The sequence below is a fragment of the Paucibacter sp. KBW04 genome (genome assembly GCF_003852425.1).
GTDB lineage: Bacteria > Pseudomonadota > Gammaproteobacteria > Burkholderiales > Burkholderiaceae_C > Paucibacter_A.
The window spans coordinates 125,993-138,574 of the sequence record NZ_QAJN01000018.1; the positions used below are offsets into that span (position 1 = coordinate 125,993).

The following is a 12,582-nucleotide window of genomic DNA, read 5'->3' on the forward strand; positions in this document are numbered from 1 at the left end:
TTGTGGCTGATCGTTTGAATTGACTCACCCGAAAAAGGGCAAGGCTTGTGGGCCTTGCCCTTTTTTCATGGGCGGCCCTGGGTCATATCCACAATTTCCAGCCCCTTGCTGACCGCGATACTTGCGGCCGACTTCTAAACGAAGGTGCGGTCCTTTTTGGACACGGCGCCCATAGAGCAAGTGGAGGAGAAGCGGATGAATGGCAAGAACTGGCGGTTGGCGGCTTGGTTTGCGGGCTTGGGATTGTTGGCTGCCTCTGCGGCGCAAGCGCAGACGGTGCTGCCGGATGAGCAGGTGAATGAATGGATGGCTTGTCTCAGCAAAGGAGAACACGCCCTGGTCTATCCGGAGCGCCACCTTGAAGCCAAATCGGGTGGTTTTGTGCGCGTCAAGCTGAGCTTTGAGCGCGCCGACCGAGCGCCGGAGGTCGAGGTGTTGTCGCGCGCCATCCCCGAGGGTTTGTTGGACGCCGTGCGCAGCTATCTGCGCCAGTACCGTTTGCCTTGCTTGCCGGCAGGCAAGACGCTGACCGCGGTGCAGGAGTTCAGCTTCTCCATGCTGTCTCCCAAGGAAATCACCTGGACCAATCCGCGTGGTGTGAGGGAAGACAATGGCGAAAAAATCAGGAGTTGTCTGCGCACGCCTCCCGACAAGCTGCGGCCAACCTGGGGCAGTGGCTTGGCCTCCCGCATGCGACAAAAGGACCATGGCAATCTCTTGCTGAATCTGCGTTTTGAGACGCCCGATGGCCCGCCCCAAGTCAAGGTGGTGTATGACTCCGCGCCCACCGAATTCCGCCAGCCGGTGCTGGACTATGTGGCCAAGTACCGCATGCCTTGCCTGGTCGACGGTGACAGGCCGATTTCTATGGAGCAGCAGTTCCACATCAATAGCTCGGGCTCCGGGAAATCGATGTCGCTGAAGGATCTGGACTTGATCAAATTCCTAGGTGCGGTTAAGGACATCGATCAACAGCAGGTCAACTTTGACCTGAACACCATGGCCTGCCCCTTCCAAGTTGTGTGGCGCGCCGGCATGCCCATAGAGAAGAACCGGGTGGGCGAGGTGGGCCCGAGCAACCTCAACCGCACCGAATTCCTGGCCTGGCTGACGGGCCTGAGCCTGAATGTGCCGGCCGAAGCCATGGAGCAATTGCTGGGTCAATCCATGCTGATCAGCGTGCCCTGTGGCGAAGTGAAATTGGGCGGGTGAGGGGCCTTGCAGGGGTCTGGCGCGGGCGGCTCCGCGCTTGGAACTAAACTTGCGTCAGTTCAGGATTCCCATCATTGCTTACCCATCAAAGGAGAACTCTTCCATGACGATCAAAATCGGTATCAACGGCTTCGGCCGTATCGGCCGTATGGTGTTCCGTGCTGCCGTCGCGAACTTCAAGGAGATTGAAGTCGTCGGCATCAACGACTTGCTGGAGCCGGACTATCTGGCCTATATGCTCAAGTACGACTCGGTGCATGGCAAGTTCGAAGGTGAAGTTTCGGTCGAGGGCAACACCCTGGTCGTCAACGGCAAGAAGATTCGCCTGACCCAAGAGCGCGATCCCGCCAATCTGAAGTGGAATGAAGTCGGCGCCGACATCGTGATCGAAGCCACCGGCCTGTTCCTGGACAAGGCCTCGGGTGAAAAGCATCTGACCGCCGGCGCGAAGAAAGTGGTCTTCTCGGCTCCCTCCAAGGACGACACCCCCATGTTCGTCTACGGCGTGAACCACGCCACCTACGCCGGCCAGACCATCATCTCCAACGCTTCGTGCACCACCAACTGCCTGGCCCCGCTGGCCAAGGTGCTGAACGACAAGTGGGGCATCAAGCGCGGCCTGATGACCACCGTGCACGCTGCTACCGCGACGCAAAAGACCGTGGACGGCCCCTCCAACAAAGACTGGCGCGGCGGCCGCGGCATTCTGGAAAACATCATTCCTTCGAGCACCGGCGCTGCCAAGGCCGTGGGCGTGGTGATCCCCGAGCTGAACAAGAAGCTGACCGGCATGAGCTTCCGCGTGCCCACCTCCGATGTGTCGGTGGTGGACCTGACCGTGGAGCTGAACAGCGAAGCCACGTACAAGGAAATCTGCGCCGAGTTCAAGGCGCAATCGGAAGGCGCGCTGAAGGGCGTGCTGGGTTACACCGAAGAGAAGGTGGTTGCGACCGACTTCCGTGGTGACGCTCGCACCTCCATCTTCGACGCAGACGCCGGCATCGCCCTGGATGGCACCTTCGTCAAGCTGGTGGCCTGGTACGACAACGAGTGGGGCTACTCGAACAAGGTGCTCGAAATGGTCCGCGTGATCGCCAAGTAAGACCGCGGATTCACCCGCACCAAGGCCCCGCTCAGCGGGGCCTTTTTCATTCGCCCAAGCGGTTTTGATCGTCGAAAAACCCGGGCTTGGATTTGCCTTTCTTTACGCTGGAAATGCAGGCACACGCCTAAACTCGCCGCACCACGCTCGCAACTGAAAGTCCGGCTTATGAAGCACCTGCCTAACTCGATCCCGCGGCTGCCCGCCTTGGCCCTCGTTCTGGCCTTGGCCGCCACTGGTGCCTCGGTGCCCTCGGGGGCTGCGACGGACGCCAACTCGTCGGCCAGTGCGAGCAGCTCCACCGAGCAGGCCCGTGTCATCGTGCGCTTCAAACCCGCCGCGGATAGCCTGCGCAGACGCGCCCTCTCGCTCAGCATGGATGCCTCTACCGTCAAGGAAGTGGCGCAAAGCCGCGCCACGGCGCTGGGCCAGCGCACCGGTCTGAGTGGCCTGTCTGCCCAGGGTCTGAGGGCGCGAAAGAATTTGGATGAACGCACGCATGTGATCACCGCCACCGGCATCAGCTCGGCCGAGTTGGCCAAGCGTTTGTCTGCCGATAGCGAGGTGGAAGTGGCGGTGGTCGACCACCTGCGTCGCCATACCGTCGTGCCCAATGACACGCTTTACGCAGGCAATGGCGGGACTCCGCCCAGCTCCGGCAATGGCTCGGCCTATGGCCAGTGGTATCTGAAAGCCCCGGCGGGCGAGGTCGTGTCCAGCATCAATGCCCCGGCCGCCTGGGACATCAGCACCGGCAGCGCCTCCGTCGTGGTGGCGGTGATCGACACCGGGGTGCGCTTTGATCACCCCGATCTGAGCGGGCAGTTCATCGCCAACGCCTCCTTTTCCGCTGGCAAAGTGGGTTATGACATGGTTGGCTTTGCCAACACAAGCGCCTTGGCCGCCGCCAATGACGGCAACCTCAACGACGACGACCCTTCCGATCCGGGCGATTGGGTGAGCCAGAGCGACGTCGCCAACGGCAGCCTCGGCTCAAACTGCACGGTCTCCAACAGCTCCTGGCACGGCACCCGGGTTTCCGGCCTGATTGCGGCGGCCAGCAATAACGCCCAAGGCATTGCCGGTGCGGCCTGGGGCGTCAAGCTTTTGCCCGTGCGGGTCTTGGGCAAATGCGGCGGCTATGACTCCGACATCATGGCCGGCATGAAATGGGCGGCCGGCATCGCGGTTGCCGGTCTACCCAGCAACCCCAATCCGGCCAAGGTGCTCAATATGAGCTTGGGTGGTGACGGTGCCTGCGGCACCACCGGCACCGGTGGCCTGTACCGCGATGTGATCAACCAAGTCACGGCCAAGGGCGTGACGATTGTGGCGGCGGCCGGCAATAGCGAGGGCCTGGCCGTGGGCATCCCGGGCAACTGCCCCGGCGTGATCACGGTGGCGGCTCTGCGCCATGTGGGCAGCAAGGTGGGCTTCTCCAGCATTGGCCCCGAGGTCAGCATCGCCGCGCCCGGCGGCAATTGCGTCAACACCACCGGGGCCTGCCTCTACCCCATGCTCAGCACCACCAATAGCGGCACGACCACCCCGGTCGCTGGCGATAGCAGCTACACCAACAACAGTGCCTCGGTGGGCACCAGCTTCTCGGCGCCCATCGTGGCCGGCACGGTGGCCTTGATGCTGTCGGCCAATCCGAATATGACTCCGGCCCAGGTGCTCAGTACCTTGAAGAGCACGGCGCGGCGCTTCGTCACCAGTGGCGGCACGGCTGGCATCCCGCAATGCACGGCACCCACCGGCGCGGTGCAGGACGAGTGCTATTGCACCACCAGCACCTGTGGCGCCGGCATGCTGGATGCGGCGGCAGCGGTGGCCGCTGCCAAGGCGGCCAACCCGGCCTTGACGCCGCAAACCATCACCTTCACCACCCCCTCCAGCCAGACCATGGCCGCCTCGCCGGTGGCGCTCAGCGCCACGGCCAGCTCCGGCCTGACGGTCAGCTTCAGCGCATCACCATCGACGGTGTGCACGGTCAGCGGCAACTCGCTGACGCTGCTGGCCGTGGGCACATGCACGGTCACGGCCAGCCAGGCTGGCAACAGCACTTATGCGGCAGCGGCCGATGTGGTGCAGACGATTGCCATCACTCAAGGTGCCCAGACCATCACCTTCCCGAGCATTCCCACCCAGACCCTGGGCGTCAGCCCGCCGGCCTTGAGTGCGACGGCCAGCTCCGGTCTGGCGGTCAGCTACACCTCCACCAGCACCTCGGTGTGCACCGTCTCGGGCAGTACGCTGACCTTGGTCGCCGTGGGCAATTGCAGCATTACGGCCAATCAGGCCGGTAACGCGGCCTATGCAGCGGCCAGCCCGGTCACCCAGACCTTTGCCATCGTGGCCGCATCAAGCGGCGGCAGCAGTAGCAGCAACTCGGGTGGCGGCGGCGGTGGTGGCGCATTTGGCGCCGTGTGGGTGGCCTTGTTGGGCCTGGCCAGCTTTGTGTTGCGGCGGGGTGGTGGCCGCAAGCTTTGATGGGGATGCCTCTGGCCGCTGGTGCGGCGAGACATTGCCGCACCCTCAGTCAGGGCCTAGTTGCATCGCCGCCCGAGCAAGCCATGCGATGAATCGCTGGGTTAGCGCGCCGTACTCGCCCCCGCGCTCGCAGGAATCGTTGGCGTCAGGCTGGTCGCCGCAGGGGCGGAAGCCGCTCCATCCGCGGCCGAACTGGCCGATGCGCTCACCGGGCAGGGGCGGAAACCCGGCGCCAGGGCTGGGTCCTTGCTGAGTTGCGCCAGCTTGGCGCGCAGCAGGCCATCGGCCTGAGGCACTAACAGGCGGTGGCGTTTGATGGGCTCTTGCAGGGTCAAGACGCGCAGACCTTTGAGCTGACGCTTTTCCAGCGCATCCACCGCCCGGGCGGCGGCCGCTTCGCTGCTGTGGCGGCTGAGGATCAGGCTGGGCATCTCATTGGGCATGCCTTGCAGATACTCAAAATTGATCTTCATCTTGCGATAGGTTTCTTCCTTGCGCTGCTGGAAGTCCTTGTTCGGCAGCTTGATGCTGGCCACCGCCCAGACGCCGGGCTCCTCGCTGTGCTGGGGCTGGAAGTCGGTCGGCGTGATGCCGGAGCGGGCCAGCAGGCTTTGCGCCGCTTGCAGGGCCGGGTCGCCCACCAGGGGCAGCTCCAGGCAGCTGCGCGCTTCGCTGGCCTGGATCTGCGCCAGGCGTTCGGGTGTGAGCAGGGTGATGCGTTCGGGGTTGACCTGGCGGGCCACGCGCTCGGGCTCGCGGTCACCGCGAGCCTTGAAGCTCAGCAGCTCGTCGAACCAGCCGCGCGTCCAGCCGAACAGTGCGGCGTTCAGGGCCAGGAGAATCAGCAGCAGGGTGCGCAACATGCTTCAGTTGCCGCTGCTGGGGCGCTCAGCGACCAAGCGCAGGCTGACCTCGCCGCCGCTGACCGGCTGCAAGCCCTGTTCGGCGGATTCGATCAGCAGCTCGCCGCTGGCGCTGATGCCGCGCGAGATGCCTTGCAAGCTGCCGGCGCTGACCTGGCGGCCCAGGGTCAGGTCGCGCCTGGCGTAGGGCGCTTGCCAGGGAGCGAAGCCTTCGCTCTGGAAGGCATTGAGTGCGCGGGCCAGGGCGGGTGCGATCAGGGCCAGGACTTCGGGCGCCTGGATGCCGGGGCGGAACTCCTGCAAGCTGGCAAAGCCGGTGGAAAAGGCACTGGCGCTGGGTTCTGGCGCCGTGCCACCACTCAGTTCGTGGATATTCAGACCCACGCCGATGATGACCATGCGCTGGCTGCCGGCCGGCACGGTTTCGATCAAGATGCCGCCCAGCTTGCGGCCGTCCAGCCAGATGTCATTGGGCCATTTCAGCATCAGGCGCGGCGCCTGAGCGGCCGGGATCTGTGCCGGTGGCTCCAGGGCGTCGGCGATGGCGCAGCCCACGGCCAGGGACAGGCCCGACCAGTCGGCCACGCTCATGGGCAGGCCCAGGGAGAAGGTTAGCGAGCTGCCGCCAGTGCTGGACAACCAGGCCCGGCCCATGCGGCCACGGCCATGGCTTTGCTGCTCGGCCACCAGCAGGCAGGGTTGCATATCGTGCGAACGCCGCCCGTAAGCTTGGGGCGAGCCGCTGCGGGCCTCGTTCTTGACCCGCTCCAGCAAGGCGGTGTTGGTGGAGGCGACGCGGGCCAGCACCTCGACGCTGATGCCCGGAAGCAAGGGGCTGAGGGTTTGCCAAAGCGCTTCGGCTTGCCAGTCTTGGTAGGGGGTGTCGGAGCTGGACATGGGACTGCGGGGGGGAGTGCGCTTAGCGCTTGGGTGCCAACATGGTGCCACGGCAGTGCGGGCTGCCGCAGTAACAGGCGAATTCTTTCTTCAGCTTGGGCGTGTAGCGCTCGTCAATCGTGAGGCCGTAGTCGTAGAACAGCTCTTCGCCGGGGCTCAAGTCCACCAAGGCCTTGATATAGACCCGGCCCTCCACCTCGTCGGCCTCGCAATTGGGCTCGCAAGCGTGGTTGATCCAGCGCGAGCTATTGCCGCCGTGGAGGGCGTCGATGACGCGGCCGTCATCGATATGGAAGTAAAACGTGTGGTTGGGCTGGCTGGGGTCGTGCGGATGGCGATCCATCGCTTCGTCCCAGCTGATGCGCTCACCGGTGTACTCGATGATGACCTCACCTGCAGCGATGGGCGCAAGCGCATAGACTCCGCGCCCATGCACACCCGAATTGCGCACCTGGATCCGGCGGCCCGAGGCCTTCGCTGGGGCTGCGGGCTTGGCGGCAGCGGCCGGGGACTTTTTACGAGCGGCTTGCGTCATCGAGTTTGTGGTTACATTGAATTCATGGGTGCGCGCGTGCGTGTGCGCATGCGCGAGGCCGGATTGTAGGCAGAGCACGGGACCACCTTGCCGATTGAACAGAAGAAAACATCAAACCGACACTATGAGCAAAACACTGATCATTGCCGAGAAGCCCTCCGTGGCCCAGGACATCGTGCGTGCGCTCACCCCGAGCGCTGGCAAGTTCGAGAAACATGACGAGTACTTTGAGAGCGAGCACTATGTGGTCAGCTCGGCCGTCGGCCATCTGGTGGAGATCAAGGCGCCGGAAGAATTTGACGTCAAGCGCGGCAAGTGGAGCTTTGCCAATCTGCCGGTGATCCCGCCTCACTTTGATCTCAATCCCATCGACAAGAGCAAGGGCCGGCTGAACGCCCTGGTCAAGCTGATCCGCCGCAAGGACGTGACGCAGCTGATCAACGCCTGTGACGCGGGCCGCGAGGGTGAGCTGATCTTCCGCCTGATCGTTCAGTACGCCGGCACGGCCAAGGCGGCCATCAACAAGCCGGTGCAGCGCCTGTGGCTGCAGTCCATGACGCCGCAAGCCATCCGCGAGGGCTTTGAGAAGCTGCGCACGGACGCGCAGATGCTGCCCCTGGCCGATGCGGCGCGCTGCCGCTCCGAGGCCGATTGGCTGGTCGGCATCAACGGCACCCGGGCGATGACGGCCTTCAATTCGCGCGATGGCGGCTTCTTTCTGACCACGGTCGGCCGGGTGCAGACGCCCACGCTGTCCATCGTGGTGGAGCGGGAAGAAAAGATCCGCAAGCATGTGGCGCGCGACTACTGGGAGGTGCGTGCCAGCTTCGACGCCCAAGCCGGCCAGTACGAAGGCAAGTGGTTTGATCCGCAGTGGAAGAAGAACGCCGAGGACGCCGAGCTCAAGGCCGACCGCCTCTGGCAACGCCCCGACGCCGAGGCCATTGCCGCCGCCGTGCTGGGCCAGCCCGCCAAGGTGACGGAAGAAAGCAAGCCCACCAGCAGCAGCTGCGGCGGCCTCTACGACCTGACCACCTTGCAGCGCGAGGCCAACTCGCGCTTTGGCTTCTCGGCCAAGACCACGCTCTCCCTGGCCCAGGCCTTGTACGAGAAGCACAAGGTCTTGACCTATCCGCGTACCGACTCGCGCTATCTGCCCGAAGACTATCTGGCTGTGGCCAAGCAGACGGCCGAGATGATCGCCTCTGAAGACATGCCCGGCCCTCTGCGCGAGCTGGCCGCGCATGCCAAGAAGTCCTTGAAGGAAGGCTATATCAAGCCGACCAAAAAGGTGTTTGATAACAGCAAGGTCTCGGATCACTTTGCCATCATCCCCACCCTGCAAGCGCCCAAGAGCCTGACCGACATCGAGGCCAAGCTCTATGACATGGTGGTCAAGCGCTTCCTGGCGGTGTTTTTCCCGCCGGCCGAGTTCCTGGTCACGACCCGCATCAGCACCGTCAAGGCTGGGGGTAAGGACTACAACTTCCAAACCAATGGCAAGGTGCTGGTCAAGCCGGGCTGGTTGGCCGTCTACGGCAAAGAAGCGCAAGAAGACGATGCCAATCTGGTGGCCGTGGCCGCGGGCGAAGTGGTGCGCACCGAGGGCGTGGATGTGAAGGCCCTGGCCACCAAGCCGCCGGCCCGTTACACGGAAGCGACTTTGCTCTCCGCCATGGAAGGCGCGGGCAAGCTGATCGAAGACGAAGAGCTGCGCGCCGCCATGACCGAAAAAGGCCTGGGCACGCCAGCCACCCGCGCCGCCACCATCGAAGGTCTGCTGACCGAGAAGTACATGGTGCGCGACGGCCGTGAGCTCATCCCCACCGCCAAGGCCTTCCAGCTGATGACCCTGCTGCGCGGCCTGAATGTGGAGAACCTGACCAACCCGCAGCTCACCGGCGAATGGGAATTCAAGCTGGCCGAGATGGAGAAGGGCCGCCTGAACCGCGACGCCTTCATGGCTGAGATCGCCGCCATGACCGAGCGCGTGGTGCAAAAAGCCAAGGAATACGACCGCGACACCATTCCCGGCGACTACGCGACGCTCAAAGCCCCTTGCCCCAAATGCGGCGGCGTGGTGAAAGAGAACTATCGCCGCTTCACCTGCACTGGCAAGGACGGTGCGGCCGAAGGCTGCGGTTTCTCCATCGGCAAGATCCCCGGCAGCCGCAGCTTTGAGCTGCACGAGGTGGAGAAGTTCTTGGTCGACAAAAAGATCGGCCCGCTGGAAGGCTTTCGCTCCAAGGCGGGTTGGCCCTTCACCGCCGAGTTGGCCCTGGTCTATGACGAGGAGATCAAGAACTGGAAGCTGGAGTTCGACTTCGGCGAGGATGCCAAAAAGGCTGAAGGCCTTGGCGAGCCGGTGGACTTCAGCGCCCAGACGGCGCTGGGCCATTGCCCCAAATGCGGCGGCTCGGTGTTCGAGCATGGCAGCAACTATGTCTGCCAAAACGCGGTCGGCCCTGGCTCTAGCTGCGACTTCAAGAGCGGCAAAATCATTCTGCAGCAGCCCATCGAGGTGGCGCAGATGCAAAAGCTCCTGAGCACGGGCAAGACCGAGCTGCTGGAGAACTTCGTCTCCAACAAGACCCGACGCAAGTTCAAGGCCTTCCTGGCCTTTGACAAAAAGGAAGGCAAGGTGATGTTCGAGTTTGAGCCGCGCGCGGCCAAGCCCGGAGCCAAGCCGGCGGCAAAGACGGCAGACAAAGCGGCGGACAAGGCCCCCGCGGCCAAGACTGCCAGCAAGGCTGCCGCCAAGGCCCCGGCCAAGAAAGCGGCGGCCAAGAAAACCGCCAAGGCCTGAGGCCAGGGCCCCCGAGCGGGCCCCGGCGCACAAACTCTGACGGGCCGGCTGGCCCGTTCACGCATCGTGATGAGGATTCCTGGGGAGGGATCGCATGTCGGTTAGGGATTTCGGTCTGGGCATTCAGGCAAGGCTGATGCTGGGCATTGCCGGGGTTGCCACGGCCCTGGTGGCCGTGGTGGGCCTGGTCTGGACCACCCAGATGGAGCGCGAGCTGAGCCTGGAGCTGGATCAGCGGGTGGCTCGCATGGTGATGCTGGTCAAGCGCAATCTGGCCGTGCCCATCTGGAATATGGATGCCGGCTCGGTGGAGAACCTGCTGGACGCGGTGATGGCCGATCCCGAGGTGCATGCCATCGAGGTGCGCAGCGAGAGCTTCAGCGACAAGCCCATCGTGCGCCAGCGCATGGGTCAGCCCGTTGAGCCCTTGCGCAGCGAGTTTGATGTGGTCTACAGCAGCAATGCCTACGCCGCCCAGAAGTCGCTGGCGCGGGTCAGCCTGATCTACAGCCGCGAGCAAAGCCAGGAACAGTTGCAGCGCACCCGCCGCTTTGTGGCCGCCCTTTTGCTGGGCGTGCTGGCGACCGTGGTCTTGAGCTGTTATGTGCTGGTTAAACGCTTTGTCAAGCAACCGGTGCTACGCCTGGGGGCCTTGGCCCAGCGGGTGGCCGATGGCGATCTGGGCGCCCGGGCCGAGGTGGGCAAGCGCGATGAGATAGGCCGGCTCACCGAGCAATTCAACGCCATGAGTTCCAGCCTGCTGGCCTCCTCGCAAGAGCTCAAGCGCAGCGAGGAGCGCTACCGCAGCCTCTACGAGAACGCGCCGGCCGGCATCTTCCAGGCCGATGACCGGGGCCGCCTGCTCAGCCTCAACCACGCCTTGGCCCGCATGCTGGGCTTTGCTTCGCCGGCCCAGGCCCTGGCGGCCGGCGCCCGCCTGCGCCAGCTGGCGGAGCTGGACCCGGCGGACTACAAGGCCATGGCCCGCGCCCTGATGCGCGACCAGCGTTTGCAGCAAGTGCCGCTGCGCATCGCCCTGCCCGAGGGCCGCCAGCTCTGGGTGGAGCTGACGGTCCATCGCGTCGCCGAACCCGAGGAGGGCGGCGGCCCGCGCATCGAGGGCATGATCACCAACATCACCCAGCGCCGCCTGGCCGAGCAAGAGCTGACCCACCACCGCGACCATCTGGAAGAGCTGGTGGCCAAACGCACCCAGGCGCTCAAGCAAGCCATCACCCGGGCCGAAGTGTCCAGCCAGGCCAAGAGCCGCTTCCTGGCCACCATGAGCCATGAGTTCCGCACGCCCCTCAACGCCATCCTGGGCTTTGCCCAGCTGCTGCAGATGGACGATGAGCTGCGGCCCGACCAGCGTGCGCGCATCGACTCCATCCGCAACTCCGGCGAGCATTTGCTCAGCCTGATCTCCGATGTACTGGACATGGCCAGCATCGAGGCCGGCAAGGTGCGTTTGCAGCCCAGCCCGGTGGACCTGCGCGCCCTGCTGGACATGGCTTGCGACACCGTGCGCCTGCGCGCCGAGCAGAAGAAGCTGATGTTCGCCGTCGACCTCTCGCCCCATCTGCCGCAGCGGGTGATGGTGGACGGCCAGCGCCTGCGCCAGATCTTGCTCAATCTGCTCTCCAACGCCGTCAAGTACACCGACGCGGGCGCCGTCTGCCTGAGCGTGCAGTTCCTGGCCTGGGACGGCGATCGTGTGCGCCTGCGCTTCGCCGTGGGCGACTCCGGCATCGGCATCGCCGAGCAGCATCTGAGCCACCTCTTCCAGCCCTTCGAGCAAGTGGCCGACAGCGCCCGCTGCCTGGGCGGCACCGGCCTGGGCCTGTCCATCAGCCAGCAGCTGGTGCAGGAGATGGGCGGCGAGATTCGCGTGAGAAGCGTGCTGGGCGAGGGTAGCGAATTCGAGTTTGACCTGAGCCTGCCCTGCGTGATCTGAAGGCCGGTGTTTGTGGGGTGCGTGTAGAGCGCCAAATTGGTTGCCTTGGCAGGTTGGGTAGATCAAGGCCTTGCACCTCCTCCTGCCCTACGCCTCTTTCCTGTTCTCGCTGCTGCCTTTGCTGCAAGGGCAGTACTGGCGGCTCTGGAAGATGGCATACGGCGGCCGTGCTTTGACGGGCAGCTGGGGCACCGTCTGGTTCGTGCCGATCCTGTTCCTGACCCAACAAGTCATGAAACAAGGCAACTACGGCTGGCCGCTGCTGAGCCTGGCATCTTCATTGGCCGCCGTGCACTTGGTCTGCCAGCTCTGCCGTGTCCGCAGCCTCACGCGTTCTCAAGACTGACTGACCGCCTAGAGAGCGGCCACCGAACTCATCGTGCCTGACACGGGGCTCCGAGGCGCCGTGGCCAGTCGCCACCTCGAAGTGCGGGTTGAGAAAGGGTCTCGCGCCCTAGGGCGCGCATTCTTGGAATTTCGGCTCAGAACGAATTGTGATCTCCATAACGTGAGGCATCTTTTCGCATTTGCTCGAGCCCATCCGGCCTGTGGCGGCGAACGCGGCAGGGTACTTACGAAGTATGGAGATGGCGATAGTTCAGCATGTGTTCTCCGGTTCGGAAGAACCGAATCCTAGGGGTGCTAACCCCTGGTATGTGCGGGGTGCGCCCTGCTTAACGCGGACTTTCCCTCGCTTTGAAGTCATGGGCGGCCGTTGAA

General features: G+C 64.1%; 9 protein-coding genes. 6 read left to right on the forward strand and 3 right to left on the reverse strand.

Features of this window, described 5'->3' with window-relative positions:
• Positions 1-195 precede the first annotated feature (195 nt).
• The 3 genes from DBR47_RS22070 to DBR47_RS22080 all read left to right on the forward strand — a co-directional run bounded on the left by DBR47_RS22070 (position 196) and on the right by DBR47_RS22080 (position 4,807).
• Positions 196-1,212: a hypothetical protein gene (locus tag DBR47_RS22070; RefSeq protein WP_124454175.1), complete on the forward strand. Its 1,017-nt coding sequence runs from the start codon at positions 196-198 to the stop codon at positions 1,210-1,212.
• Positions 1,213-1,315: 103 nt separating this feature from the next.
• Positions 1,316-2,314, forward strand: a complete 999-nt coding sequence (gene gap / locus DBR47_RS22075) for a type I glyceraldehyde-3-phosphate dehydrogenase (protein WP_124454177.1) — start codon at positions 1,316-1,318, stop codon at positions 2,312-2,314.
• Positions 2,315-2,482: 168 nt separating this feature from the next.
• Positions 2,483-4,807 (forward strand): S8 family peptidase, encoded by a 2,325-nt coding sequence (locus tag DBR47_RS22080; protein WP_124454179.1) that lies wholly within the window; start codon positions 2,483-2,485, stop codon positions 4,805-4,807.
• Positions 4,808-4,908: 101 nt separating this feature from the next.
• On the opposite strand, the gene DBR47_RS22085 is transcribed toward DBR47_RS22080, so the two are convergent.
• Genes DBR47_RS22085 through DBR47_RS22095 form a run of 3 tightly spaced genes read right to left on the reverse strand, consistent with a single transcriptional unit; the run spans position 4,909 to position 7,102 of the window.
• Entirely contained in the window at positions 4,909-5,670 is a 762-nt protein-coding gene (locus DBR47_RS22085) for a hypothetical protein (RefSeq protein WP_124454181.1), read from the reverse strand.
• 3 nt (positions 5,671-5,673) lie between these two features.
• On the reverse strand, positions 5,674-6,567 hold the full coding sequence (locus tag DBR47_RS22090) for a biotin--[acetyl-CoA-carboxylase] ligase (protein WP_124454183.1): 894 nt from the start codon (positions 6,565-6,567) through the stop codon (positions 5,674-5,676).
• 22 nt (positions 6,568-6,589) lie between these two features.
• Positions 6,590-7,102, reverse strand: coding sequence for an SET domain-containing protein (locus tag DBR47_RS22095; RefSeq protein ID WP_124454185.1), 513 nt, complete (start codon positions 7,100-7,102; stop codon positions 6,590-6,592).
• Between the two features lie 124 nt (positions 7,103-7,226).
• Here DBR47_RS22095 and DBR47_RS22100 point away from each other — a divergent pair, with 124 nt between their 5' ends.
• From DBR47_RS22100 to DBR47_RS22110, 3 genes are all read left to right on the forward strand, one after another.
• A complete protein-coding gene (locus DBR47_RS22100; protein ID WP_124454187.1) occupies positions 7,227-9,908 on the forward strand; it encodes a DNA topoisomerase III in 2,682 nt (893 codons plus the stop codon).
• A gap of 94 nt (positions 9,909-10,002) precedes the next feature.
• Positions 10,003-11,862, forward strand: coding sequence for an ATP-binding protein (locus DBR47_RS22105; protein WP_124454189.1), 1,860 nt, complete (start codon positions 10,003-10,005; stop codon positions 11,860-11,862).
• 70 nt (positions 11,863-11,932) lie between these two features.
• Positions 11,933-12,208 carry a hypothetical protein gene (locus DBR47_RS22110; protein ID WP_124454191.1) on the forward strand — a complete coding sequence of 92 codons (276 nt, stop codon included), beginning with the start codon at positions 11,933-11,935 and terminating at the stop codon, positions 12,206-12,208.
• The last annotated feature ends 374 nt before the right edge of the window (positions 12,209-12,582 follow it).